The organism is Pseudomonas sp. B40(2017) (assembly GCF_002112855.1).
Lineage (GTDB): Bacteria > Pseudomonadota > Gammaproteobacteria > Pseudomonadales > Pseudomonadaceae > Aquipseudomonas > Aquipseudomonas pharyngis.
The window spans coordinates 57,421-81,525 of sequence record NZ_NEIT01000005.1; the positions used below are offsets into that span (position 1 = coordinate 57,421).

The 24,105-nt window shown below is 58.2% G+C and carries 22 protein-coding genes and 1 other RNA gene; 10 read left to right on the forward strand and 13 right to left on the reverse strand.

Annotated elements, in window-relative coordinates; translation table 11 throughout:
- Positions 1-90 precede the first annotated feature (90 nt).
- The 10 genes from CAF76_RS14345 to CAF76_RS14390 all read right to left on the reverse strand — a co-directional run bounded on the left by CAF76_RS14345 (position 91) and on the right by CAF76_RS14390 (position 10,911).
- Positions 91-1,389 carry a hypothetical protein gene (locus CAF76_RS14345; RefSeq protein ID WP_085647646.1) on the reverse strand — a complete coding sequence of 433 codons (1,299 nt, stop codon included), beginning with the start codon at positions 1,387-1,389 and terminating at the stop codon, positions 91-93.
- Positions 1,390-1,445: 56 nt separating this feature from the next.
- Entirely contained in the window at positions 1,446-1,718 is a 273-nt protein-coding gene (locus CAF76_RS14350; protein WP_256579616.1) for a hypothetical protein, read from the reverse strand.
- 138 nt (positions 1,719-1,856) lie between these two features.
- Positions 1,857-2,339 carry a cysteine hydrolase family protein gene (locus CAF76_RS14355; protein ID WP_085647647.1) on the reverse strand — a complete coding sequence of 161 codons (483 nt, stop codon included), beginning with the start codon at positions 2,337-2,339 and terminating at the stop codon, positions 1,857-1,859.
- Positions 2,340-2,406: 67 nt separating this feature from the next.
- Positions 2,407-2,796: a transfer-messenger RNA gene (ssrA, locus tag CAF76_RS14360) on the reverse strand.
- 95 nt (positions 2,797-2,891) lie between these two features.
- Positions 2,892-3,170 carry a hypothetical protein gene (locus CAF76_RS14365; RefSeq protein WP_011332383.1) on the reverse strand — a complete coding sequence of 93 codons (279 nt, stop codon included), beginning with the start codon at positions 3,168-3,170 and terminating at the stop codon, positions 2,892-2,894.
- A 130-nt stretch (positions 3,171-3,300) separates the two neighbouring features.
- A complete protein-coding gene (locus CAF76_RS14370) occupies positions 3,301-6,123 on the reverse strand; it encodes an FAD-binding and (Fe-S)-binding domain-containing protein (RefSeq protein ID WP_085647648.1) in 2,823 nt (940 codons plus the stop codon).
- Positions 6,120-6,791, reverse strand: a complete 672-nt coding sequence (locus CAF76_RS14375) for a lactate utilization protein C (RefSeq protein ID WP_085647649.1) — start codon at positions 6,789-6,791, stop codon at positions 6,120-6,122. Before CAF76_RS14375 ends, CAF76_RS14370 begins: the two co-directional genes overlap by 4 nt.
- Positions 6,791-8,245 carry a LutB/LldF family L-lactate oxidation iron-sulfur protein gene (locus tag CAF76_RS14380; protein ID WP_085647650.1) on the reverse strand — a complete coding sequence of 485 codons (1,455 nt, stop codon included), beginning with the start codon at positions 8,243-8,245 and terminating at the stop codon, positions 6,791-6,793. The genes CAF76_RS14375 and CAF76_RS14380 overlap by 1 nt, the downstream gene beginning before the upstream one ends.
- Positions 8,242-9,066: a (Fe-S)-binding protein gene (locus CAF76_RS14385; RefSeq protein ID WP_039769136.1), complete on the reverse strand. Its 825-nt coding sequence runs from the start codon at positions 9,064-9,066 to the stop codon at positions 8,242-8,244. The genes CAF76_RS14380 and CAF76_RS14385 overlap by 4 nt, the downstream gene beginning before the upstream one ends.
- Before the next feature lie 150 nt (positions 9,067-9,216).
- Positions 9,217-10,911, reverse strand: a complete 1,695-nt coding sequence (locus CAF76_RS14390; RefSeq protein WP_007953783.1) for a lactate permease LctP family transporter — start codon at positions 10,909-10,911, stop codon at positions 9,217-9,219.
- A gap of 262 nt (positions 10,912-11,173) precedes the next feature.
- On the opposite strand from CAF76_RS14390, the gene CAF76_RS14395 reads away from it, so the two are divergent.
- The gene (locus CAF76_RS14395; RefSeq protein WP_085647651.1) at positions 11,174-11,941 is read left to right on the forward strand and encodes an FCD domain-containing protein; all 768 of its coding nucleotides are present in this window, start codon (positions 11,174-11,176) and stop codon (positions 11,939-11,941) included.
- Between the two features lie 50 nt (positions 11,942-11,991).
- Here CAF76_RS14395 and smpB read toward each other — a convergent pair whose 3' ends face one another.
- Positions 11,992-12,474 carry an SsrA-binding protein SmpB gene (smpB, locus tag CAF76_RS14400; RefSeq protein WP_007953781.1) on the reverse strand — a complete coding sequence of 161 codons (483 nt, stop codon included), beginning with the start codon at positions 12,472-12,474 and terminating at the stop codon, positions 11,992-11,994.
- 119 nt (positions 12,475-12,593) lie between these two features.
- Between smpB and CAF76_RS14405 the strand changes: the two genes are divergently transcribed.
- From CAF76_RS14405 to CAF76_RS14415, 3 genes are read left to right on the forward strand one after another with little or no spacing between them, the layout of a single operon-like run.
- Positions 12,594-13,997: a sodium-dependent transporter gene (locus tag CAF76_RS14405; protein WP_039769144.1), complete on the forward strand. Its 1,404-nt coding sequence runs from the start codon at positions 12,594-12,596 to the stop codon at positions 13,995-13,997.
- 7 nt (positions 13,998-14,004) lie between these two features.
- Positions 14,005-14,439 carry a type II toxin-antitoxin system RatA family toxin gene (locus CAF76_RS14410; RefSeq protein WP_003221509.1) on the forward strand — a complete coding sequence of 145 codons (435 nt, stop codon included), beginning with the start codon at positions 14,005-14,007 and terminating at the stop codon, positions 14,437-14,439.
- A complete protein-coding gene (locus tag CAF76_RS14415) occupies positions 14,432-14,746 on the forward strand; it encodes an RnfH family protein (RefSeq protein ID WP_085647652.1) in 315 nt (104 codons plus the stop codon). Before CAF76_RS14410 ends, CAF76_RS14415 begins: the two co-directional genes overlap by 8 nt.
- Before the next feature lie 61 nt (positions 14,747-14,807).
- Here CAF76_RS14415 and CAF76_RS14420 read toward each other — a convergent pair whose 3' ends face one another.
- A complete protein-coding gene (locus CAF76_RS14420; protein ID WP_074691914.1) occupies positions 14,808-15,335 on the reverse strand; it encodes an outer membrane protein assembly factor BamE in 528 nt (175 codons plus the stop codon).
- Between the two features lie 97 nt (positions 15,336-15,432).
- Between CAF76_RS14420 and fur the strand changes: the two genes are divergently transcribed.
- Positions 15,433-15,837, forward strand: coding sequence for a ferric iron uptake transcriptional regulator (gene fur / locus CAF76_RS14425; protein WP_039769149.1), 405 nt, complete (start codon positions 15,433-15,435; stop codon positions 15,835-15,837).
- Between the two features lie 75 nt (positions 15,838-15,912).
- Here the strand turns inward: fur and recN are convergent, their stop codons facing one another.
- Positions 15,913-17,586: a DNA repair protein RecN gene (gene recN, locus CAF76_RS14430; RefSeq protein WP_085647653.1), complete on the reverse strand. Its 1,674-nt coding sequence runs from the start codon at positions 17,584-17,586 to the stop codon at positions 15,913-15,915.
- A 240-nt stretch (positions 17,587-17,826) separates the two neighbouring features.
- Between recN and grpE the strand changes: the two genes are divergently transcribed.
- The 5 genes from grpE to carA all read left to right on the forward strand — a co-directional run bounded on the left by grpE (position 17,827) and on the right by carA (position 24,088).
- A complete protein-coding gene (grpE, locus tag CAF76_RS14435) occupies positions 17,827-18,396 on the forward strand; it encodes a nucleotide exchange factor GrpE (protein WP_039769154.1) in 570 nt (189 codons plus the stop codon).
- 102 nt (positions 18,397-18,498) lie between these two features.
- Positions 18,499-20,412 (forward strand): molecular chaperone DnaK, encoded by a 1,914-nt coding sequence (gene dnaK, locus CAF76_RS14440; protein WP_064593336.1) that lies wholly within the window; start codon positions 18,499-18,501, stop codon positions 20,410-20,412.
- Positions 20,413-20,754: 342 nt separating this feature from the next.
- The gene (gene dnaJ, locus CAF76_RS14445; protein WP_039769159.1) at positions 20,755-21,879 is read left to right on the forward strand and encodes a molecular chaperone DnaJ; all 1,125 of its coding nucleotides are present in this window, start codon (positions 20,755-20,757) and stop codon (positions 21,877-21,879) included.
- 9 nt (positions 21,880-21,888) lie between these two features.
- Positions 21,889-22,695 (forward strand): 4-hydroxy-tetrahydrodipicolinate reductase, encoded by an 807-nt coding sequence (gene dapB, locus CAF76_RS14450; protein WP_007953764.1) that lies wholly within the window; start codon positions 21,889-21,891, stop codon positions 22,693-22,695.
- A gap of 256 nt (positions 22,696-22,951) precedes the next feature.
- On the forward strand, positions 22,952-24,088 hold the full coding sequence (gene carA / locus CAF76_RS14455) for a glutamine-hydrolyzing carbamoyl-phosphate synthase small subunit (protein WP_064593337.1): 1,137 nt from the start codon (positions 22,952-22,954) through the stop codon (positions 24,086-24,088).
- The last annotated feature ends 17 nt before the right edge of the window (positions 24,089-24,105 follow it).

The window sequence follows — 24,105 nt, forward strand, 5'->3', positions numbered from 1 at the left end:
TCTGATCGAAGTTTATTTTCTTTGGTTTGAAAATGTTTGGGAGGGCTTGTGACTCACCGAAAAATTAAAGGGCTGCTCCGTAGTGTAAACCTACCATGAAGGATGCTCAGGTTTTTTTTCTCGAGCTATAGACACTCGTTGAACGACCTCATGACATTTGTCTTTATAGATCTGTTCCTTTAATAGCGTCATGGCGTATTGCTTTAATTCAGATTTATTAGAGAAGCCTTTGTCAGCAATTAGCTGGATTAATGTTTTTATATAGCAAAATATCGTCTCAGATACGTCATCCGGATCATCGGGGATCTGGTAAAAATCTCTTCCTTCATGAACTAGTTTGTTTCGGATGTCGTTATATATGCGGTCGAACTCCTCAAGGATGGAGTGGAATTTGTTGGGGGAACGTTCGCAAATAAGGGCGGCTATGTAACTCCGATGTTTCCATCCCGTCCATTTTTTTTCAGGATCGGCAAGGCCGTCCAGTGTAAATAATAGGTTTAAAAATTGTGACTCGCTACCAATCGAGTAAAACGACTGCCTGCACGAGCGTAATGATGAAGTTACGGATGAGGATATTTCGTTTTTAATTTCTTCATTGTAGATGGCGGCTAAATAGTGAGTGCCTGGATAGAATAGGTCGTCGACTTGAGGTCCTAGCCAATTATTACTAACGGATAGTGGCTTTGATATTCCGCTAAGCTTCAGCGGCTTCAAGTGTGTTCTCTCAGATGGGATGATTTCGACATCATAAAAGCCATCATCGCGCTGTCCAGCCGGATTTGGCGTAAAAGCTTTATTTTTAAAGGAGCTGTGGGAGTATCTTATGATGTCTAAAGCATGTTCTGCTAAAGATAAGCATTTATTTATAACGTAGTCGTTATGGTCTATGGTGCGATTGAGTCTTAGTAGGTCTCGATAGTTTAGTTTGCAGTTAAATTGTACGTACTCAGTTTCTAAATCTGATAACCGCTCGTAGGGTTCTTGGTCGAATTCTTTGCGGCAGAAATATGTATACTTTCCCAGGGTTAAGGTTTTTTGTATGTAGATTTTTTCTAGAGGGATTATAATTGTGCAGTTTAATGTTCTGTTATCCGTCTCCAGTTCAGCTATTTCGGTATTGGAGTCGTGAGACTGAGCTTGCTCAATGTCAATCCAGTCGAAGCAGTTCCTGAAGTCTTCAAGTAAATCTCTGTCGTATTCGTCGGCAGTAAAGCTTGGTGCGCTAAATGTCACGCCGTCGCCTTCTGGGAATGCACTTGCCCAGTACCCGAGGCTTCTCAGTTTTTTAAGTGAGCTTGATATTTCAGCGTTTTTATTTACGAACTCCTCTCTACACCATACGAGATTTCCATAATGGCCGACTCTAGGTGGCAAAAATCTGGCTTTCATTTGATTTCCTTATTTGAGAGCAATCGTTTTGTCAATTGTTAAGGCCGGTGTGTCGTCTATCCAAGACGCATCGAGATATCCATCAGCAGTTGCCGGTCATTCCCTAGCCGCTCCCAGATCAACAGAGCTGTGAGTTGATAATAATACCGGGTGGCATCGGAATGGTCTTTCAGGTGTTGAGTGAGAAACCAGCGCACATGCTTGAGCTGCCAGATGCAGGGATTATTGCGTTGCCATAGGAAAAAGGGGACTAGGAAAAAGGGGACAGATTTATTTTGAAGGAAATCAATCTGTCCCCTTTTCCATTTGGCTTCGAGTGTCTTTTTCATGGCAAGGATGCGTGGTTTCAGGCTCCCGGCGAATTCCTTTGGTAAACCATCTTCTTGGTTGCAGCGGAGCGCGAAGACTGGCGCTCGGAAGCATCTTGAACCAGTTCATGGAAGTCGACGCGAGTTGCGGGAAATTTCCTAGGACGCCTGCAGACAAGAGCGGAGTGCACTCGACGTCAGCGTGTGCTTGAAGTGATGTTCCCACAACCGCTCACCCAGCCCACCCGAACGATCCAGCGACGAACCCACCGTCAGATCCGTCAGCAACGTCGGTTGCAAACCGGCATCGAACAGCGCAAACCCGGCAGCGAGGCAGCAGGTTTCGGTTTGCAGGCCGCAGACCAGCACGCGATCCAGATTCAGGCTTTTCAGGTATTCGATTGTGTCGGGGGAGGGGACGTAGCCGTATTTGATGAAGATGCGGTCTGCAGCGATCAGGCTGTCATCGTCCGTTGCTGGATGCCAGTCGAGCTGGCGCTGGAACGGTGTACGGCTCTCGTCATGGCGCTCGACCGTGGCGACGCTGGGCAGTTTGCCGATGAGCGATTGAATGCCGTCGATCAGCCATTGCGGAGGGGAGAAGCTGGGTTGGACGTCGATGATCAGCAGTGTCTGGCGCATGAGGTCTCCCGGGGTGAATCTCCAGATGCGACAAGGCCCGCACTGGGCGGGCCTTGTCGTTGAGAGTTGGTGGAGCCGGGGGGATTTGAACCCCCGTCCGCCAGTACTCCGCTGTCGGTACTACATGCGTAGCCGTGTCTATTAAGTTAACCCTCAGCGACCCGACGGGCAGGGTGCTTTGGGCGAGTTGTGTAAGTTTTAGCCGCTTCGTCCACAACGTACTGCACGGCGATTCTGTTCTATATGACAATCATTTTGGGTTTACAGACATCCCCTGATGATTGCTGGACCCGAAGGTACCAGGAGTGCATGTCAGCTGCAATTAAGCAGCGAGAGCAGCACCGTATTGGTCGTCATTGGCAACTATAAGTAGTTGCAACAGTGGATTTACGACTTCTGTTACCAAGTCGGCATGCACCTAGAGTTTCGCAACCGGCGTCGAATCCTAAACGGCCCCGAGCCTGGCGCTCTGTGTGGCTTATGAGCAACAAGCCTGCGCAGTGTACGCCAAACGGCTCACAAGGCCAACCCGAAGGTTGGCCTGAGCTTCGATCAGTTGTTGGTTCCGCTGGTTTTACGGATTTCCAGAATGGTTTGCTGGGTTTCAGCCACGCATTCGTCGATCTTGCCCTGGGCCTTGAGTGCCTGGGCTTTTTGCACACTGGCTTCTACCCGCTGACTCAGGTCGGGTGAGGCCATTGCCTGCGCCTTGGCGTTGTTGATGGTTTGCAGATTGGCATCACACAAGTCAGCGGGCTTGTCGGCAGCGAACGAAGCCGACGCCATCATCGAGGCAGTAACGAACAGACCTAACAGTACAGAACGTTTCATATGAATCTCCTTGAACTGAGGGATCCAGACTTCGCTGGCCGTCAGGACGGGCAACCGAATGGAGGACAAGCCCCGATTGTTCGGGGCCTGTTCTGTGGACTGCGGTCGCTCGCAAGGGTTCTATTTTTCTTCAGAGGGCGGTTGCGGGGGCTTTGGCTCGGGTTACCCGGTCCACCAGATACACCAGACCGTGGTAGTCGATGCCGCCATGTTGCGTCAGACCGATCTCACAGGTGCGGCTTGTGGAAATCCCCTCGCTGCACTGTTGCACCGCATCCTTGAGCGTTCGCAGCGAATGGCTGTTGAGCTCCGGCGTGGTGAAACCCTTGTCGCCAGCAAAACCGCAGCAGTGAATGCCTTCCGGAATCACCACATTCTTGCTGCATTTGCGCGCGAGGTCGATCAGCGCCTGGCTTTCCCCAAGATGCTGAGTGCTGCAGGTCACGTGAACGGCAATCGGTGCTTCCTGCGGGGTGAATTCGAGACGATCCATCAGATGCGTACGGATGAATCGCACAGGGTCATACAGATCCAGTCGAACATTTCCCACATCCTGCACCAGCCGCAACGTGCAGGGGCTGGTGTCGCAATAGATCGGATCAAGCCCGCCGCGACTGGCTTGGAGCAGCGCGCCGATCAGCTCCTGACGCTTGTGCTCGGCCTGTTCGGCATAGCCCTTGGACGCGAAAGGCTGGCCGCAGCAGAGGTTGTCCAGATTGTCCGGAAACACCACCTGATAACCGGCTTTTTCCAGCAGACCACGGGTTTTGTCGTACAGCGACATCTGCTCCTTGTCGCCCGCCGCCGGCCCCATCACCCGCGAGACGCAGGCTGCCAGATACACAACGCGCGGGCGTTCGTCCGTCACGGCCGGGCTGAAGCGAATGGCTTTTTCCGGTTGCGGCATCGCGTGGGTCCACAGCGGCACCTGACCTTTGGACAGCCGCGTCAGGGTCGCCGAAAGCTTCGCCAGGCGTGGTGCACCCAACAATATCCGCGCACCGTTGGCCACGTGCAGGGTGAAACGCGCACCCTGCAGGGTGGTGGCGAAATTTCCTTCGATCAAGTTGGCGGTTTTCGTATGTGTCGCGTGACGGCCGCGAAGCTTTTTCACCAGCTCGCCGGTGTTGATGCCTACAGGGCAGCGTTGCGCACACAAACCGGTCGCGGCGCAGGTGTCGATGCCTTGGTACTCGTAGGCTTTTTCCAGTTCGGTGGTGTCGATGCCGGCGCGCTTTCGCGCCTGAATATCGCGCCAGATCACGATGCGCTGACGCGGGCTCAGGGTCAGGCCTTTCGAGGGGCAGACCGGCTCGCAGAAACCGCACTCGATGCATTTATCGACAATCTCGTCGGCCGCCGGCAGCGGTTTCAGGTGCTTGAGGTGGATCTGCGGATCTTCGCTGAGCACCACGTCCGGATTGAGAATGCCGTTGGGGTCGAGCAGGCGTTTGAGCTGCCACATCAATTGATAGGCGTCACTGCCCCATTCCAGTTCGACGAAGGGCGCCATGTTGCGCCCGGTGCCGTGTTCCGCCTTCAGCGAACCGCCGAACTCCACGGCCACCAGTTGCGCCACGTCGTCCATGAACGCCTGATAGCGTGCGACTTCTTCCGCGCTGTTGAAGCCTTGGGTGAAGACGAAGTGCAGATTGCCTTCCAGCGCGTGTCCGAAAAGGATCGCTTCGTCGTAGGAGTGTTTGTCGAACAACTCGATCAAGCGGTTTACGCCGATGGCCAGTTGCTCGACCGGGAAGGTCACGTCTTCGATGATCACCGTGGTGCCGGTCTTGCGCACGGCGCCGACGGCGGGGAAGGTGTCTTTGCGGATCGCCCAGAGGCGGGCGTTTTCGACCGGGTCTTCGGTGAAGTCGACCTGTTTCTCCACCGGGAAGGCGCTGAGCGAGGCCATGATCTGCGCCAGTTGTTCCTGCAGCAAAGTGGAAGAAGCGGCGCGGGATTCGATCAACAGCGCGCAGGCATTGTTCGACAGCTGCTGTACGAAAGCCGGCATGCCGGGTTTGTCCTGCACCGAGCGCAGGCTGCGGCGGTCGAGCAGTTCCACGGCCGACACCGGTTGGCTTTTAAGCACGGTGACGGCGTTGCAGCAGGTTTCCACATCCGGGAATACGATCAGCGCCGAGGCCTTGTTCGGATGGTCGATCACCGTGTCGTAAGTCACGGCGCTGATGAAACCGAGAGTGCCTTCGGAACCGACCAGCAAGTGGCTCAAGATATCCACAGGCTCATCGAAATCCACCAGGGCGTTGAGCGACAGGCCGGTGGTATTTTTCAGACGGTATTTGTGGCGAATTCGCGCGGCCAGTTCGGCATTGGCGCGGGTCTCGCGGCCCAAGCTCGCCAGACGTTCCAGCAAGTCACCGTGGCTGACTCGAAACGCCTCGACGCTGGCGGCATCTTCGGTGTCGAGTCGCGTGCCGTCGGCCAGCACCAGACGAATCCCGGCCAGCGTGTGATAGGTGTTTTGCGCAGTGCCGCAGCACATCCCGCTGGCGTTGTTGGCGACGATGCCACCGATTTTGCAGGCATTGATCGACGCCGGATCCGGACCGATCTTGCGCCCGAATGGCGCGAGCCACGCGTTGGCCTGGGCGCCGATCACCCCCGGTTGCAGGCGGATTTGTGTGCCTTGCCCTCGGATCTCCCGGGCGTTCCAGTTATCCCCCAGCACGATCAACACCGAATCGCTGATCGCCTGTCCGGACAGGCTGGTGCCCGCGGCGCGGAAGGTCACCGGGACCTGATCGCGCTGGGCCAGTTTCAGCAGCGCTACCACTTCATCTTCGGATTCGACGCGGATCACCAGTTGCGGAATCAACCGGTAGAAACTGGCATCGGTGCCGAAAGCCAGGGTCGACAGCGGATCGTCGAAACGCCGTTCGGCAGGAATCAATTGCTGCGCATCGCGCAGGAAAGTCGCCGGTAAGGTCATTGGTCCTCCAGGATCAACACCACCAGGTCTTTCGGGCCGTGGGCGCCGTAAGCCAAGACTTGTTCGATGTCGGCGGTTTTCGACGGGCCGGACACCAGCAATGCATTGGTCGGCATGCCTTGGGCCCACTCGAATTCCTGCTGCACCTGAAAGAAGTTGTCGCGGATCTGGCTGGCCTTGAGCAGGGCGAAATGCACCGGCGGCACGAGGCTCATCAACCGTGGTTCTTCGCGGGTCGGCCAGAGAATCAGGCTGCCGGTGGCGGCAATGGCGCCGAGGGTGCCGGTGAGGCTGGCCGGGGTGTCGTTGAACAGCTCGGCTTTCCATTCCTCCATCGGCCGGTCGTAGGATTTCAGCGCCGGCAGATCAGGATTGTTCGCCCAGTGTTGTGTGATGCGCTGCCCGTGAGGCGTAGTCGGTGCGATCAGCAGGCTCGGCAACTGACGGTCGCGCAGCAATTGCGCCAGCAGCGCCGGCCACCCATCAGCGGATGTCAGGTGGATTTCGGTGTGCACCGCTTCCATCAGTTTGCGCAGTTGCGGGATCCGTTGTTCGGCGCTGTAGGTGTAAGGCTGGGTCACCAGATCGACGTCGAAGTTGTCGGCAATCGGCGTGGTGCCGGTCAGACTTTTCCTTAACTTGCCGAGGATATTTTGCTTGGCGCTCATCAACGGTCTCCTTGTTTGGCCAGGTGTTCGCGAGCCATGTCATGCAATGAGCGGGCGGCGGGTTTCGGTGCGCTGTGATTCTGCGTCCACGGCCCGACATTGTTCGGCGCCAGGGCGCGCAGTCGCGTGGCGAAGAACGCGAACAGCCGATACAGGGTCGGCGAGCTGTTGAGCTTCGCCCAGGCGTTCCAGATGAAACGTTCCTTGCGCGAATACTTGCTGCCTTGGCCGCGCATCACTTGATGAGGACTGTCGGGGGCTTTGACGTTCTCTTCGCGTAGGCGGCGCAACAGTGCGGGGATGGGAATCTTCACGGGACACACTTCACCGCAGGCGCCGCACAAAGAAGACGCGCTCGGGTGATCCGGGACTTTCGCCAGGCCGACCATGTGCGGAGTAATGATTTTGCCGATCGGGCCGGGGTAAACCTCGCCGTAGGTATGGCCGCCGACGCGGGTGTAGACCGGGCAATGATTCATGCAGGCGCCGCAGCGGATGCAGTTCAACGTCTGGCGCAGTTCGCTGTCGGCGAAAGCCTGGCTGCGACCGTTGTCGAGCAGCACCAGATGCACTTCCTGCGGGCCGTCGAGTTCATGTTCCTTGCGCGGGCCGGAGATCATGTTGACGTAGGTGGTGATCGGAATGCCCAGCGCCGAGCGGGTCAGCAATGACAGTAGCGGCACCACGTCGCGCAGGTTTTCCACGACTTTTTCGATACCGGTAACGGCGATGTGCACCGGTGGCACGGTGGTGGTCATGCGGCCGTTGCCTTCGTTTTCCACCAGCAGCAGGGTACCGGTTTCGGCCACGGCGAAGTTGACACCGGAGACGCCGATGTCCGCTTCGAAGAATTTCTGCCGCAGGACCCTGCGACCGATCTGAATGAGTTGGTCAACGTCCTTGGTGTATTCCACGCCAAGTTTGTCGTGGAACAAGGACGCGACCTGACCGGCATTCTTGTGGATTGCCGGCATGATTATGTGTGAAGGCTTCTCGTGGTCGAGCTGGACGATGTACTCCCCCATGTCGGACTCCAGACATTCAATGTCCCGAGCCTCGAGGAAATGGTTCATCTCCATCTCTTCGCTGACCATCGATTTGCCCTTGATCACTTGCCGCGCCTCGTGAGCGCGGATGATCGAAAGGACGATGCCATTGGCCTCGTCCACCGTTTCCGCCCAGTGCACTGTCACACCGTTGCGGGTCAGGTTCTGTTCCAGTTGCTCGAGCAGGTCGGGCAACTTGGAGAGCGCACGCGCCCTGATCGAGTTGCCCAGGGCGCGCAGGTGTTCTCTTTCGTGGGCATCGCTGAAAGCCGCTGCCCGCTTGGTCATCAATGAATCCATTGCAGTGCGGAAGTTGTTCCGTAACTGCGAATCGCCCAAGGCGTTGTGTGCCCGGGTGCGGAAGTCTTCTTCTACGGCAACCGTAGGAATAATCGTGGAAGTGCTCATCGCGCACCTCCGGTTCGTTGCCAGAGAAAACTCGCCAGGTGTTGCCCGCGCAGTGCTTCCTGCTGTTTTTCCAGCGAGCCGTTGATGTTCATCAGGCAGCCGCAGTCGGCACTGAGTACCTGATGCGCGCCGGATTCCTTCAACGCCCGGGTCTTGTCAGCCACCATCGCGCCGGAAATGTCTGGCATACGGACGCTGAATGTCCCACCGAAGCCACAGCATTCGCTTTCGTGATCGTGATTGACCCGTTCCACGTTGCTCAACTGCGCCAACAACTCGCGCCCGTGCAAGTGGGTGTTCATTTCCCGTCGCGCCGAACACGAGGTGTGCAGCGCCACTTTCACCGGCTCGCCGCTGTCCTTGAGCTGCACCTTGCAGACGAACAGCAGAAACTCGGCCAGCTCATAGGTACGGGCCGCGAGGGCCTGAACCTGTTTCAACGTTTCCGGCTCGTCCTTGAACAAGTCGGCGTAATGCTCGCGGATCATCCCGGCGCACGAACCCGACGGCACCACCACCGGATAGTCCCCGGCAAACAGCGCCAGTTGCGAGCGCGCCACCGTCCGTGCCTGCTCGGTGTAACCCGAGGTATAGGCCGGTTGTCCGCAGCAGCTCTGCCCTTGCGGGTAGTCGACCCGGATGCCTTCGCGCTCCAGCAAGTGGATCGCGTCCATCCCGGCTTCCGGGTAGAACAGGTCGACCACGCACGTGCCGAACAGGTAGACCCGCGACGGTTTCTCGCTCGGGTATTGCCGGGGTTCGGGCAGTGGCGGTGCGACGCGAGTGGCGTTGGGCACAGCGTTGTAAAAAAGCTCGCTCATCAGGCGTGTCTCCGGGTGGGCCCGGTTATCCGTCTGTTGAGGCTGCCGAATATAGAGCGCGTTGCTTTCAGCAGCCTTACAGACCGGGTTGTGAATTGCTGACACCGGAATCACGAACCGGTGTCGGTTTTTTCCATGTTGCTTGTCGGCTTAATGCACCAGCATGCCGGTGAACCAGTAGGCCTGAGCCAAAGTGATGAGGCCGACAATCGTTGCAAAGAATAGGCTGTGCTTGAGGGTGAAGCGGAACAGATCGGATTCCTTGCCTACCAGACCGGTCGCGGCGCAGGCCACGGCGATCGATTGCGGCGAGATCATCTTGCCGGTCACGCCACCGCTGGTATTGGCCGCCACCAACAGAGTGTCGTTGACCCCGATCTGGTGTGCGGTGGTCGCTTGCAGCGAACTGAACAGGGCGTTGGACGAAGTATCGGAACCGGTGAGGAACACGCCAAGCCAGCCGAGGAACGGCGAGAAGAACGGAAATGCCGCGCCGGTTGCCGCCAACACCAGGGCCATGGTCGAGGACATGCCGGAATAGTTGGTGACGAAGGCAAACGCCAGCACCATGCCGATCGACAGTATCGGCCAGCGCAGTTCGTAGAAGGTCTCTTTCAAAGTGGTCAGACCAGTTTTGAAATTGATCTTCAGCACCAGCATCGAAATCAGCGCGGAGAAGAAAATCGCCGTGCCGGTCGCGGAAATCGGATCGAGTTTGAACACGGCCGGGATCGCGGTCGGGGCGGCTACGATCGGAGCGGTCTTGATAACCAGTTGATCGAGGTGCGGAATCGCGAAGTTGAACACCCAGGCGTACATCGAACCGCCGGCGGCGAACATGGCCTTGAAGGGCTTGAGGGTCCAGATGGTCACCAGCACGGTGAGGATCAGGAACGGCGACCAGGCTTTGAAAATTTCCCCAAGGCTGTAAGGCGAAGCGACGGTGGTGCGCTTCTGGCCGAAACCGCCGACGCTGGCAGTCACCACCGAAGCGGAAACAGCACCGGCAATGTGCTGGCCGGCGGCACGTTTCGGCTGCCAGACCTTCAGGAACAGGGTCAGCGAAATCAGGCTGGCCAGGGCCGAGGTGATGTCCGGCAGTTCCGGGCCGATGAAGTTCGACGTGAAGTATTGGGTGACGGCAAAGCTCAAGCCTGCGACCAGCGCCGCCGGCCAGGTTTCACGCACGCCGCGCAGGCCGTCCATCATGAACACCAGCCAGAACGGCACGAACAGCGACAGCAGCGGCAGTTGGCGGCCAGTCATGGCGCCGATCTTGAACGCATCGATGCCGGTGACTTGCCCGGCCACGATGATCGGAATCCCCAGTGCGCCGAACGCAACGGGTGCGGTGTTGGCAATCAGGCACAGGCCGGCGGCGTACAGCGGGTTGAAACCCAGGCCAACCAGCAGCGCAGCGGTAATCGCCACCGGCGCGCCGAAACCGGCGGCGCCTTCCAGGAATGCACCGAAGCAGAAACCGATCAGCAGCACCTGCAGACGCTGGTCGTCAGTGATCGACAGCACCGAGCTGCGGATGACCTCGAACTGACCGCTCTTGACCGTCAGTTTGTACAGGAACACCGCTGCCACAATGATCCAGGCAATCGGCCACAGACCATAGGCGAAGCCATATCCGGCAGCGGCGAACGCCATGTCGACCGGCATCTGGAACGCAAAGATCGCCACGGCGATGGCCAGGGCGAGCGTGATGCTGCCGGCCACATGACCTTTGAGGCGGAACACCGCCAGGGCGAGGAAGAAGAAAACGATGGGGATGACGGCCGCGAGTGCGGACACGCCGAGACTGCCGAGCGGGCTGTAGAGCTGTTGCCAGGTTTGCATATGGGGTGGCCCCTAATTGTTGTTGGTCAGGCACTGTCAGCGTTCTTGGTTAATTGGTAAGACCAATTTACAAGTGCTGTCGGCTAGGGTAAAAGCCTTGATGTCGGTGTGTCAATTTGCCGCCCTAAAACTTTTGTCGAGCAACCGGACGGCGAATCGGATTGCACCGGTTGAATTGGCGTCATCTGGCAGGTGTCGGCGCAGCGTCGATAGGCCAGAATAGAGAGCCCGGCGAGCGGTCGGGATGGTGGAGAGTTGAGTGATGGGGTTTGATCAGATACGTCAGCGCCGTTTGTCTGACGACATTGTCGAGCGACTGGAAGGGATGATTCTCGAGGGCACGCTAAAGTCCGGCGAGCGCCTGCCAGCCGAGCGGACACTGGCGGAACAGTTCGGCGTTTCCCGGCCCTCTTTGCGCGAGGCGATTCAGAAGCTTGCGGCCAAGGGCTTGCTGGTCAGCAAGCAGGGCGGCGGCAACTATGTCGTGGAAAACCTCGGTTCGACGTTCAGCGATCCGCTGCTGCAATTGCTGGAAAGCAATCCCGAGGCGCAGCGCGATCTGCTGGAATTTCGCCACACGCTGGAGGCATCGTGTGCCTATTACGCAGCATTGCGCGCCACGGATGTGGATCGTGAACGGCTGACGGCTGCGTTTGAAGAGTTACAGGACTGCTATTCGCGTCATGACGAAGTGAGCCGGGCGGAAGAGGGCGCGGCGGATGCGAAATTCCACCTGGCGATTGCCGAAGCCAGTCATAACGCGGTGTTGCTGCACACCATTCGCGGGCTGTTCGATCTGCTCAAGCGCAACGTCGTGACCAACATCGGTGGCATGTACAAGCAGCGCACGGAAACCCGCGACATGCTGATCACGCAGCATCGGGAGTTGTATCTGGCGATTATCGAGGGTCGCGCGGAACAGGCGCGTGAGGTCTCCAGCCGCCACATTCTGTATGTGCAGGAAGTGCTGGAAGAGGTGCGTCAGGAAGTGCAGCGCATGGCTCGCGCCGAGCGACGCAAAGGGATGTAAAAAAGACCGCTCCCGTGCGAGGCGCGGGAACGGTCATTCAGGCAGAGGAATCAGTCTTCCTTGCCCTTGTTGCGCACCGCACGCTGCAACTCGCGACCGGCGTCGCGTTCGCGTTCGGTATCACGCTTGTCGTATTCCTTCTTGCCCTTGCCCAGCGCGATCTCGCACTTGACCATGTGCTTGCTCCAGTACCAGGACAGGCACACGCAGGCGTAACCCTTCTGCTGCACGGCGGCGGCGAGCTTGTCCAGCTCGCGGCGGTTGAGCAGCAACTTGCGGGTACGCACCGGGTCGGCGATGACGTGGGTGCTGGCGGTCATCAGAGGCGTGATGTGGCTGCCGAGCAACCAGGCCTCGCCATCCTTGAGCAACACGTAACTGTCGACCAGTTGCAGCTTGCTTGCCCGCAGACTTTTTACTTCCCAGCCGGCCAGGACCAGACCAGCCTCGAACTTGTGCTCGATGAAGTAATCGTGTCGCGCCTTTTTGTTTTGCGCGATGGTCCCTGTTGGGTGTTTCTTCTGTTTAGCCATAGGGGCGGCATTATATGGAGATAAACGGCTGTCGGCTACGGTGATGCTGCGTGCTTGAGCAGGTTGAGTGAATCCCGGACAATGCGGCCTCTTTTTCTAACGCTTGGGCGTGATAAACGATGTCGACAGACAAGGTTTCTGTCCACGGCAGTTGGGCTAGCCGCTGGGTTTTCATATTCGCCGCGACCGGTTCGGCCGTGGGATTGGGCAGCATCTGGAAATTCCCCTACATGGTCGGGGTCTACGGTGGCGGCGCCTTCGTGCTGATGTTTCTGGCGTGTATCGCGCTGATCGGCATCCCGGTAATGCTCGCCGAAACCCTGATCGGCCGCCGTGCCCGCCAGAGTCCGGCGAATGCCCTGAAGGTGCTGGCGCGGGAAGCTGGGCACTCGGGCAAGTGGTCGTGGGGCGCGTTCGCCGGGATGATCACGGCGCTGCTGATCCTGTCTTTCTACAGTGTGGTCGGCGGCTGGTCGCTGGATTACATCATTGATATGGGGCGCGGAGACTTCCAGGGCGCGACGGCTGATCAGGTCGGAGCCTACTTCGGTAATGTCATCGCCGACCCGTGGCGTATCACGCTGTGGCACACGGTTTTCATGCTGTTGTCGGCTGTGGTGATCGCCAAAGGCGTGGTCGCCGGGCTCGAGCGCAGCCTGCGGATCATGATGCCGCTGCTGTTCGTGATGGTGCTGGTGCTGCTGGGTTACAGCATGACCACCGGGCATTTCATGGAGGGCGTGCACTTCATGTTCGACTTCCACCCGGAAAAAGTCCTCGACGGCTTGCTGCCGGCCATGGGCCACGCATTCTTTTCGCTGAGCGTGGGCGTGGGCTCGATCATGATCTACGGCGCCTACATGACCAAGGAAGCCTCGCTTTCCGGCACAGTCGTGGGTGTGGCGCTGCTTGATACCTTCGTTTCGCTGGTGGCCGGTCTGGCCTTGTTTCCAATTGTTTTCGCCGGTGGTTTGAACCCGAGCGAAGGCCCGGGGCTGATGTTTGTCAGCCTGCCATTTGCTTTCGGTAACGTGCTGTTCGGCCAGTTGATGGGCGTGGTGTTCTTCGTTCTGGTGGCCATTGCGGCCTGGAGCTCGGCGATTTCCCTGCTGGAGCCAATGGTCGCCTATCTGGTCGAGCGGACTAAAATCAGCCGTGCCTGGGTGACATTCTGGTTGGCGTTCACCTGCTGGTTCGTTGGCCTGGGCACGGTGTTTTCCTTCAATATCTGGAAGGAAGCCAAATTTTTCGTGAACGATGGTGGGGTCTTCCATCTCTACCAGTGGGGTGCGGCCGGTGGCCTGGACTTCTTTGGCGTGATCGACTTCTTCACCTCGCGCATCATGTTGCCGCTCGGTGGGCTGTGCTTTGTGCTGTTTGCCGGTTGGGTGATGGGGCGTGAGGCGGTACGTGATGAATTGTCGATTCGCAGCCCGGCGCTGTTCGCCCTGTCTCTGTTTTTGATGCGCTATGTGGCGCCCATCGGCATTCTTGTAGTGTTTGCCGCCCAGCTCTGGAAGTGACGCTTACATGACGACACATATTCAACGATCGGCGCTGCTGCCTTATCCGGCGCAATTTCTCTACGACCTCGTCAATGACGTGGCACGGTACCCGGAATTTCTGCCGTGGTGCTCGTCTGCTGAAGTCCTGGAAAGCTCGCCTGAGCACATGCGCGCCAGTGTCGGCGTGGCCAAGGGGGGGCTTAGTCAGCACTTCGTGACACGCAATACGCTGGTGCCGGGGCAGTCGATCGAGATGAACCTGGAGGAGGGGCCGTTCAATCAGCTGCACGGCGTCTGGGTGTTCAAGGCCCTGAACGAGAAGGCCTGCAAGATCAGTCTGGATCTGTCCTTCGACTACGCCGGGCCGCTGGTCCGCGCGACGCTCGGTCCTTTGTTCAATCAGGCGGCCAATACGCTGGTGGACGCGTTCTGCCAGCGTGCCAAGCAGATGCATGGTTGAGCCGGTGATCGAAGTCGAAGTGGTGTATGCGGCGGTTGATCGTCAGGTTTTGCGTGTAATCAGTGTTGCTGAGGGTACGACGGTGCGTGCGGCGCTGATGGCGTCCGGTATTGATGCTGAATTTCCGGAGCTGGATCTGAAGAGTTGTCCTTTGGGGATCTTTGGCAAAGTGATCGCTGACCCTGATGCCCGGCGGGTTCAGGAAGGCGATCGCATCGAGATCTATCGACCGTTGTTGGCTGATCCGAAAGAGGTGCGCCGTCTGCGTGCCGCCAAGGCTGCCGAAGCCAAGGCGCGAAACCAGTAGGGTGGTCGAACGGCAGGCAATAAAAAACCCGGAATTTCCGGGTTTTTTATTGCGTCGCAAATTATTGCGGCGAGGTGTCCAGCGGTTCTGGCGTTGGAACCGGAACGGTTTCCACGCCATCGACGTCCTTCTGGATCTGATCCAGCAAGGAGCCAGGCTTGGCCGGTTTTTCCGGTTTCGGCTGCTCGGCGTTTTCAGCAGGAGCGGTCACGCTGGTGCCGCTATCCTTGCCGAGAATCGCTTCATCACGGCTGACGCCCGGCATGAAGTCACCGGACAGACTGACAAGGCGGTCATTCGAGTCGAAAATGACACTCATGCGTTCCTGCTGGCGTTCACCGCCACCAGGTTGCAGGCTGTACAGATAATCCCAGCGGTTGGCGTGGAACGTGTCGGCAAGCAGAGGGTTGCCCATGATAAACCGTACTTGCGGCCGGGTCATTCCCGGGCGTAACTGGTCTATCATGTCCTGCGTGACGACATTGCCCTGCTGGATGTCGATTTTGTAAACCCCGGGGAATGAACAACCGGCGAGTGCGAGCAGTCCCACAAAGGTGAAACTGGTTAGCAAGAGCTTGGTGTTTTGCATCGGTGGGCGACTTCCACTATCTTGGCTGGGACAACGTAAACGCCGATCATACCCGCATTAAGAGAAGCTGCGAAGCAGCATCGCGAGAAAGCTGACCATGGTTGAAAATAGCGAACTACGCAAAGCCGGCCTCAAAGTGACCCTGCCACGGGTCAAGATCCTGCAAATGCTCGACTCTACAGAGCAGCGTCACATGAGTGCCGAGGACGTCTACAAGGCGTTGATGGAAGCTGGCGAGGACGTCGGTCTGGCCACGGTCTACCGTGTTCTGACCCAGTTCGAAGCGGCTGGCCTCGTGGTCCGTCACAACTTCGACGGCGGCCACGCGGTATTCGAATTGGCCGACGGTGGCCACCACGACCATATGGTTAACGTGGAGTCGGGCGAAGTCATCGAATTCTTCGACGAAGAAATCGAAAAGCTTCAGAAGGCGATCGTCGAGAAGCACGGTTACGAGATGGTTGATCACAATCTCGTACTGTACGTACGCAACAAAAAGTAAGCATGTCGCGCGAATTTCAGGTTCGCGAAACGAGCGAAGGCGACCCAAGGGTCGCCTTCGTGCTTTCTGGCGTGCTTAAACCTTTGCGGTGACGACCATCTTTTTCGCGTGCGCCAAAGACTCTTTGGTCAGATCGATGCCGCCAAGCATGCGTGCGACTTCTTCTATACGGTCATTCTTGCTCAGCTTCGAAACAGCCGTGTGAGTGGCCTGCTCGCCTCGCACCTTGTGCACGAACAGATGCTGATGCCCCTGAGCCGCGACTTGCGGCAAGTGCGTAACCGTCAGTACCTGTCCGCGATCCCCGAGGCGGCGCAACAGTTGACCGACGATTTCAGCCGTTGGACCGCCAATCCCCACGTCAACTTCGTCGAATACCAATGTCGGTACGCGAGAGGTCTGGGCGGTAATCACCTGGATGGCCAGACTGATCCGTGACAACTCACCGCCGGACGCCACTTTGGCCAGGGCCTTCAACGGTTGGCCCGGGTTGGCGCTGACCAGCAGCTCGACCTGTTCCAGGCCATTGGGTTGCAGTTCGCTGCTGTTGTTGGCGCGCAATTCGATGGTGAAGCGACCGCCGGGCATGCCTAGGCGTTGAATCTCCTGTTCCACCGCGCTGGCCAGGCTGCTGGCTGCTTGATGACGCAGCTCGCTCAGTTCCCGAGCCTTTTCCTGATAGTGGCGGGCATAGGAAGCGAGCTCTTCGGCGAGACGCTCGATGGATTCATCGTTGGCGTCGAGGGCTTCGATTTCGTCGAGCAGCTTCTGCTGCATCTCCGCCACTTCTGTCGGCTGAATGCGGTGTTTGCGTGCCAGCGTGTAGATGGAGTCAAGACGTTCTTCCAGATATTGCAGGCGCGCCGGATCGGCATCGAAGTTGTCCAGAAAACGATTGAGCTCGCCGACGGCCTCTTCGACCTGGATTTGCGCGCTGGTCAGCAGGCTGCTCGCCTCACCCAGCGCGCCGACCGAATTGTTCACGCTCGACAGTCGATTGAGGCTGGCCGTCAGGGCATTCAGCACGTTGCCGGAATCGCTTTCGCTGCATTGCTCGACCACTTGTCGGCAGATGCCGAGCAGGGTTTCTGCGTTGGTCAGGTTCTTGTGTTCCTGCTCCAGTTCTTCCAGCTCGTTTTCCCCGAGGCCGAGGTTTTCCAGTTCTTCGAGCTGGTAGCTGAGCAATTGATGGCGTGCGCGCTGTTCGTCGCCGGAATTGGACAGGCGTTCCAGCTCCTGACGGGTCTGGCGCCAGCGCTGGGCGGCCAGGTGAACCTGGCGTGCCAGATCGGTGGTCCCGGCGTATTCGTCGAGCAGGCGCCGGTGGGTGTCGGTCTTGAGCAGGGATTGGTGTTCGTGCTGGCTGTGGATATCGATCAGCAGCTCGCCGAGTGCCTTGAGGTCACCGAGCGGGCAGGGCGTGCCATTTATATAGCCGCGTGAGCGACCTTCGGACGTGATGACCCGGCGCAGGATGCACGGACCGTCGGTTTCCAGGTCGCGTTCCGCCAGCCAGGCACTGGCCTCGGGAATATCCGCCAGATCGAAGGTCGCCAGGATATCGGCCTTGTCGGCGCCCGGTCGCACCACGCCGCTGTCGGCGCGATCACCGAGCGTCAGGCCCAGGGCGTCGAGCATGATCGATTTGCCGGCGCCGGTTTCCCCGGTAATCACGCTCATGCCGCGATCGAGTTCGAGATCGAGATGTTCAACGATGGCGTAGTTGTGTACGGACAGGTGCACCAGCATAAAGGCCGCTCCCAGGCTTCAGGTCTGGTTATTTATACAGTGTTTTGTTTCGGGCTGACAATGCCCTCGCTCAGCTCAATGGAGAAGATCCGATCAAATGCTTGTCGCGCGCAGGAATGCCAATGCAGCACTTTTTTGTAGGGTTAATCGTTGTCAGCCCTTGAAGCCTGATTTTGCGGCCCCATATACCGGGGCAGAAGCGCGAATCGAACTCGCGGACGATATTGAAAGGAGAATTCTATGGCTGACGAACAGACAGTAGATACGCAAAACCCAGAAGCCAATCAGGCGCCCGAGACTTCGGGTGATGACCTGGCGACCCGTGTACAAGTGCTCGAAGAGCAATTGGCCGCCGCGCAGGATCAATCGCTGCGCGTAGCTGCCGATCTGCAGAACGTCCGCCGCCGTGCCGAGCAGGATGTCGAAAAGGCGCACAAGTTTGCGCTGGAAAAATTCGCCGGCGACCTGCTGCCGATCGTCGACAGCCTGGAGCGCGGCCTCGAGCTGTCGAGCCCGGATGACGAAAGCATCCGTCCGATGCGCGAAGGCATCGAGCTGACCCTGAAAATGTTTCACGACACCCTCACGCGTTATCAGCTTGTAGCTGTCAGCCCGCAGGAAGGCGAACCGTTCAACGCCGTGGAACATCAGGCAATGGCCATGCAGGAAAGTGATGTCCTGGAGCCGAATAGCATTCTGAAGGTGTTCCAGAAGGGCTACCAGCTCAACGGTCGCCTGCTGCGTCCGGCGATGGTCGTGGTCAGCAAGGCGCCGGCGCCAGTTTCGCCTTCGATTGACGAGAAGGCTTGAAATTAGCCGCAAGGCCCCCATTTAGAAGTCAAGCGTTTAAGTATTACCGCAGTTAGCCACCACTGCTGCGGCAAAAAAATCCAAAGTTTCGGGAGAGTGAACATGGGCAAAATTATCGGTATCGACCTGGGGACTACCAACTCCTGCGTCTCCGTGCTGGAAAACGGCGTGGCCAAAGTTATTGAGAACGCCGAAGGCGCGCGTACAACGCCGTCGATCATCGCTTACGCCAATGATGGTGAAATTCTGGTAGGTCAGTCCGCCAAGCGTCAGGCTGTGACCAACCCGCACAACACGCTGTTCGCAGTGAAGCGCCTGATTGGCCGCCGCTTCGACGAAGAAGTTGTACAGAAAGACATCAAGCTGGTGCCTTACAAGATCGTCAAGGCCAACAACGGTGACGCTTGGGTCGAGGCTTCCGGCAAGCAGATGGCTCCGCCGCAAATCAGCGCCGAAGTCCTGAAAAAGATGAAGAAGACCGCCGAAGACTACCTCGGCGAAGCGGTGACCGAAGCGGTGATCACCGTTCCGGCCTACTTCAACGACAGTCAGCGTCAGGCGACTAAAGATGCTGGTCGCATCGCCGGTCTGGACGTAAAACGTATCATCAACGAACCAACCGCAGCCGCTCTGGCTTATGGCATGGACAAGGCCAAGGGCGATCACACCGTGATCGTTTACGACCTGGGTGGTGGTACTTTCGACGTTTCCGTGATCGAAATCGCTGAAGTTGACGGCGAGCACCAGTTCGAAGTGCTGGCCACCAACGGTGACACCTTCCTGGGTGGTGAAGACTTCGACATGCGCCTGATCGACTACCTCGTCGACGAGTTCAAGAAAGAGTCCGGCATGGACCTGAAGAACGATCCTCTGGCCTTGCAGCGTCTGAAAGAAGCCGCTGAGAAAGCCAAGATCGAGCTGTCTTCTTCGCAGTCGACCGACGTCAACCTGCCGTACATCACAGCAGACGCCACTGGTCCTAAGCACCTGAACGTGAAGATCTCTCGTGCCAAGCTCGAGTCGCTGGTCGAAGATCTGGTGAACCGTACCATCGAGCCATGCCGTATTGCTCTGAAGGACGCCGGTATCGACGTCAGCAAAATTGACGACGTCATTCTGGTTGGTGGTCAGACTCGTATGCCACTGGTGCAGAAGGCAGTTACCGATTTCTTCGGTAAAGAAGCACGTAAAGACGTGAACCCGGACGAAGCTGTTGCCATGGGTGCTGCGATCCAGGGCGCCGTTCTGGCCGGTGACGTGAAAGACGTTCTGCTGCTTGACGTCAGCCCGCTGACCCTGGGTATCGAAACCATGGGTGGCGTGATGACCGCGCTGATCGAGAAAAACACCACGATTCCTACCAAGAAATCGCAAGTGTTCTCGACCGCCGACGACAACCAGGGCGCCGTGACCATTCACGTCCTGCAAGGCGAGCGCAAGCAAGCCGCACAGAACAAGTCCCTGGGCAAGTTCGATCTGGCCGACATTCCACCAGCTCCACGTGGCGTTCCGCAGATCGAAGTGACCTTCGACATCGACGCCAACGGCATCCTGCACGTAGGTGCGAAGGACAAGGCGACCGGCAAAGAGCAGAAGATCACCATCAAGGCCAACTCTGGTCTGTCGGATGAAGAAATCCAGAAAATGGTGCGCGACGCCGAGCTGAACGCCGAGGAAGACCGCAAGTTCGAAGAGCTGGCCGCTGCCCGTAACCAGGGTGATGCACTGGTTCACTCGACTCGCAAGATGATCGCTGACGCTGGCGACAAAGTGACTGCAGAAGAGAAGACTGCAATCGAAGCGGCCGTGGTTGCCCTGGAAGCTGCCGTCAAAGGCGACGACAAGGCTGCCATCGACGCCAAGGTTGAAGAGCTGTCGAAAGTCTCTGCGCCGGTTGCTCAGAAGATGTACGCCGAACAGGCTCAGCCTGAAGGCGCGGCACCGCACGACGAGAAAGCTGAAAAGGCTGACGATGTTGTCGATGCCGAGTTCGAAGAAGTCAAAGACCACAAGTAAGTTGTTGGTCGCCCGGTTGACTGCCTTGCGGCGGTGACTGGTAGGATGTCGCCGCGCGGGAGCTTGCTCCCGCGTTGGCGTATCTGGAATACGCGAATTTTTACAGCATGCGACAACGGCGGATTGAGTGACTTGCTCTAACGAACAAGTCATTCAGTCCGCCCCAGGGTGCTGGCGGTATGGCCGGGAATGCTCCTGCTTTTCGCGCCGTAAATACCGCATGAACCAAAGACCAGGATCGTTGAATTGACGTGAGTTGGGTCCGGGCCTGTATTGGGGCTCAACGAGTTTGGCGAAGCTCAGGAGGGATTTGCCGAACGTCCTCAAGAGTATGAAGAACTTATGGCTAAGCGTGACTATTACGAAGTGTTGGGTGTTGAGCGCGGCTCAAGCGAAGCAGACCTGAAAAAGGCCTATCGCCGTCTGGCGATGAAGCACCACCCGGACCGTAATCCCGGTGACAAGGCGTCGGAAGATCTGTTCAAGGAGGCCAACGAAGCCTACGAAGTGCTGTCCGATTCCAGCAAGCGTGCAGCGTACGATCAGTACGGTCATGCCGGCGTCGACCCGAGCATGGGTGGCGGCGGTGCAGGCTTCGGCGGTCAGAACTTCTCCGACATCTTCGGTGATGTCTTCAGTGACTTCTTCGGTGGCGGTCGCGGCGGTTCCCGTGGCGGCGCTCAGCGCGGCAGCGATTTGCGTTACACCCTGGAGCTGAACCTGGAAGAAGCGGTACGCGGTACGACCGTGAATATCCGCGTTCCGACGCTGGTCAATTGCAAACCATGCGACGGTTCGGGCGCCAAGAAAGGCTCGTCGCCATCGACTTGCCCGACTTGCGGCGGCATCGGTCAGGTGCGTATGCAGCAAGGCTTCTTCTCGGTGCAGCAGACCTGCCCGCGCTGCCATGGCCAGGGCAAGATCATTTCCGATCCGTGCGATTCCTGCCACGGCGACGGTCGCGTCGAAGAGTACAAAACCCTCTCCGTCAAAGTGCCGGCCGGTGTCGACACTGGTGACCGCATTCGTCTGTCCGGCGAAGGCGAAGCGGGCACTCAGGGTGGTCCGACCGGCGACCTGTACGTGGTGATCAACGTCCGCGAACACGACATCTTCCAGCGTGACGGCAAGCACCTGTTCTGCGAAGTGCCGATCAGCTTTGTCGACGCGGCCCTGGGTGGCGAGCTGGAAATTCCGACCCTCGACGGTCGCGTCAAACTGAAGATTCCGGAAGGGACACAGACCGGCAAGCAGTTCCGCGTCCGCGGTAAAGGTGTTGCGCCAGTGCGTGGCGGTGGTGCGGGCGACCTGATGTGTCGTGTGGCCGTCGAGACGCCGGTCAATCTGAACCGTCGTCAGCGTGAATTGCTGGAAGAGTTCCGCAGTTCCCTGGCGGACGACAACAGCCACTCCCCGAAAACCACCGGTTGGTTCGACGGTGTGAAACGCTTCTTCGGCGATCTGTAAGGAGTCGGCATGCGACGTATAGCTGTGATGGGCGCTGCCGGGCGCATGGGCAAGATTCTGGTCGAGGCGGTGCAGCAGCGCGCGCCGCTGACCGGTTTGACGGCTGCGATTGTTCGTCCTGGCAGTACGCTTATCGGTGTGGATGCCGGTGAGCTGGCTTCGCTCGGTCGAATCGGCGTGCCGCTGTCCGGGAATCTGGAGTCGGTGGCGGAAGAGTTCGATGTGTTGATCGACTTCACCTTGCCGGAAGTGATGCTGAAAAACCTGGCCTTCTGCCGCAAGGCCGGCAAGGCGATGGTGATTGGCACGACCGGGCTGGATGCTGCGCAGAAGCAGTTGCTGGCCGAGGCGGGCAAGGATATTCCGATCGTGTTCGCCGCCAACTTCAGTGTCGGCGTCAATCTTTCGCTGAAGCTGCTCGACATGGCGGCACGGGTGTTGGCGGAAGATGCGGACATCGAAATCATTGAGGCCCATCACCGCCACAAGATCGATGCGCCATCGGGCACGGCCCTGCGCATGGGTGAAGTGATCGCCAATGCGCTGGATCGTGATCTGCAGAAGGTTGCGGTCTATGGTCGTGAAGGCCACACCGGTGCCCGTGAGCGTGAGACCATCGGCTTCGCCACTGTTCGCGGTGGTGATGTAGTGGGCGATCACACGGTGTTGTTTGCCTGCGAAGGCGAACGTCTGGAGATCACGCACAAGGCTTCGAGTCGCATGACGTTTGCCAAGGGCGCGGTGCGTGCGGCGTTGTGGCTGGATGCTCGCGAGCCTGGTTTGTACGACATGCAGGACGTGCTCGACCTGCATTGAGATGTTATGAATCCGGCGCAAACGCCCTGTTTGTGCCGGATTCAATCCGCTGAGCGACGCCCTGTCGCATTCTCCGGCCTTTCAGGCTCATTGGCGGTAGACCAAAAATCCCTTTTTCTGTAAGCTACAGCTTTAGTGTGTCCACTAAAAGCGCGCAGAATAATTCAGTGAAGAAGCGGGGTGACGTGTCCATACGTCACTCCGCTTTTTTACAACCTGCGATTGCCCTTTCATGCGTTATTTACGGGAGGTCTTCTTGACTAAGCCAGCCATACTCGCCCTTGCTGATGGCAGCATTTTTCGCGGCGAAGCCATTGGAGCCGACGGTCAGACCGTTGGTGAGGTGGTGTTCAACACCGCAATGACCGGCTATCAGGAAATCCTTACCGATCCTTCCTACGCCCAACAGATCGTTACCCTGACTTACCCGCACATCGGCAACACCGGCACGACGCCGGAAGACGCCGAGTCCGACCGCGTCTGGTCCGCTGGTCTGGTCATCCGTGACCTGCCGCTGGTAGCGAGCAACTGGCGTAACACGATGTCCCTGTCCGATTACCTGAAAGCCAATAATGTTGTGGCGATCGCCGGTATCGACACCCGCCGCCTGACCCGCATCCTGCGTGAAAAAGGCGCACAGAACGGCTGCATCATGGCCGGCGACAACATTTCCGAAGAGGCGGCCATCGCCGCTGCGCAAGGTTTCCCGGGCCTGAAGGGCATGGACCTGGCGAAAGTCGTCAGCACCAAGACCCAATACGAATGGCGCTCCACTGTCTGGGATCTGAAAACCGACAGCCACGCGACCATCGAAGCCTCCGAGCTGCCATACCACGTGGTTGCCTACGACTACGGCGTCAAGGTCAACATCCTGCGCATGCTGGTCGAGCGCGGTTGCCGCGTGACCGTGGTTCCGGCGCAAACCCCGGCTGCCGACGTGCTCGCACTGAAGCCGGACGGCGTGTTCCTGTCCAACGGCCCTGGTGACCCGGAGCCTTGCGACTACGCGATCAAGGCCATCAAGGAAGTGCTGGAAACCGAAATTCCGGTCTTCGGCATCTGCCTCGGTCACCAGCTGCTGGCCTTGGCCTCCGGCGCCAAGACCCTGAAAATGGGCCACGGCCACCACGGTGCCAACCACCCGGTTCAGGATCTGGACACTGGCGTCGTGATGATCACCAGCCAGAACCACGGTTTCGCGGTTGACGAAGCGACCCTGCCAGCCAACGTCCGCGCGATCCATAAATCGCTGTTCGACGGCACCCTGCAAGGCATCGAGCGTACCGACAAGAGCGCGTTCAGCTTCCAGGGTCACCCTGAAGCGAGCCCGGGCCCGAACGATGTGGCCCCCCTGTTTGACCGCTTCATCAACGAGATGGCCAAGCGACGCTAAGCGCTCGCCTTGAGACT

What these genes read in the sequence shown, in the direction of transcription:
- smpB (WP_007953781.1), bottom strand. Translation starts at nt 12,474, where the DNA reads ATGGCTAAACAGAAGAAACACCCAACAGGGACCATCGCGCAAAACAAA.
- CAF76_RS14385 (WP_039769136.1), bottom strand. Translation starts at nt 9,066, where the DNA reads ATGAGCGAGCTTTTTTACAACGCTGTGCCCAACGCCACTCGCGTCGCA.
- CAF76_RS14390 (WP_007953783.1), bottom strand. Translation starts at nt 10,911, where the DNA reads ATGCAAACCTGGCAACAGCTCTACAGCCCGCTCGGCAGTCTCGGCGTG.
- CAF76_RS14370 (WP_085647648.1), bottom strand. Translation starts at nt 6,123, where the DNA reads ATGACCTTACCGGCGACTTTCCTGCGCGATGCGCAGCAATTGATTCCT.
- CAF76_RS14365 (WP_011332383.1), bottom strand. Translation starts at nt 3,170, where the DNA reads ATGAAACGTTCTGTACTGTTAGGTCTGTTCGTTACTGCCTCGATGATG.
- grpE (WP_039769154.1), top strand. Translation starts at nt 17,827, where the DNA reads ATGGCTGACGAACAGACAGTAGATACGCAAAACCCAGAAGCCAATCAG.
- CAF76_RS14415 (WP_085647652.1), top strand. Translation starts at nt 14,432, where the DNA reads ATGGTTGAGCCGGTGATCGAAGTCGAAGTGGTGTATGCGGCGGTTGAT.
- CAF76_RS14380 (WP_085647650.1), bottom strand. Translation starts at nt 8,245, where the DNA reads ATGAGCACTTCCACGATTATTCCTACGGTTGCCGTAGAAGAAGACTTC.
- recN (WP_085647653.1), bottom strand. Translation starts at nt 17,586, where the DNA reads ATGCTGGTGCACCTGTCCGTACACAACTACGCCATCGTTGAACATCTC.
- dnaJ (WP_039769159.1), top strand. Translation starts at nt 20,755, where the DNA reads ATGGCTAAGCGTGACTATTACGAAGTGTTGGGTGTTGAGCGCGGCTCA.
- dnaK (WP_064593336.1), top strand. Translation starts at nt 18,499, where the DNA reads ATGGGCAAAATTATCGGTATCGACCTGGGGACTACCAACTCCTGCGTC.
- CAF76_RS14375 (WP_085647649.1), bottom strand. Translation starts at nt 6,791, where the DNA reads ATGAGCGCCAAGCAAAATATCCTCGGCAAGTTAAGGAAAAGTCTGACC.
- CAF76_RS14395 (WP_085647651.1), top strand. Translation starts at nt 11,174, where the DNA reads ATGGGGTTTGATCAGATACGTCAGCGCCGTTTGTCTGACGACATTGTC.
- fur (WP_039769149.1), top strand. Translation starts at nt 15,433, where the DNA reads ATGGTTGAAAATAGCGAACTACGCAAAGCCGGCCTCAAAGTGACCCTG.
- CAF76_RS14355 (WP_085647647.1), bottom strand. Translation starts at nt 2,339, where the DNA reads ATGCGCCAGACACTGCTGATCATCGACGTCCAACCCAGCTTCTCCCCT.
- CAF76_RS14350 (WP_256579616.1), bottom strand. Translation starts at nt 1,718, where the DNA reads ATGAAAAAGACACTCGAAGCCAAATGGAAAAGGGGACAGATTGATTTC.
- CAF76_RS14405 (WP_039769144.1), top strand. Translation starts at nt 12,594, where the DNA reads ATGTCGACAGACAAGGTTTCTGTCCACGGCAGTTGGGCTAGCCGCTGG.
- CAF76_RS14420 (WP_074691914.1), bottom strand. Translation starts at nt 15,335, where the DNA reads ATGCAAAACACCAAGCTCTTGCTAACCAGTTTCACCTTTGTGGGACTG.
- CAF76_RS14410 (WP_003221509.1), top strand. Translation starts at nt 14,005, where the DNA reads ATGACGACACATATTCAACGATCGGCGCTGCTGCCTTATCCGGCGCAA.
- dapB (WP_007953764.1), top strand. Translation starts at nt 21,889, where the DNA reads ATGCGACGTATAGCTGTGATGGGCGCTGCCGGGCGCATGGGCAAGATT.
- CAF76_RS14345 (WP_085647646.1), bottom strand. Translation starts at nt 1,389, where the DNA reads ATGAAAGCCAGATTTTTGCCACCTAGAGTCGGCCATTATGGAAATCTC.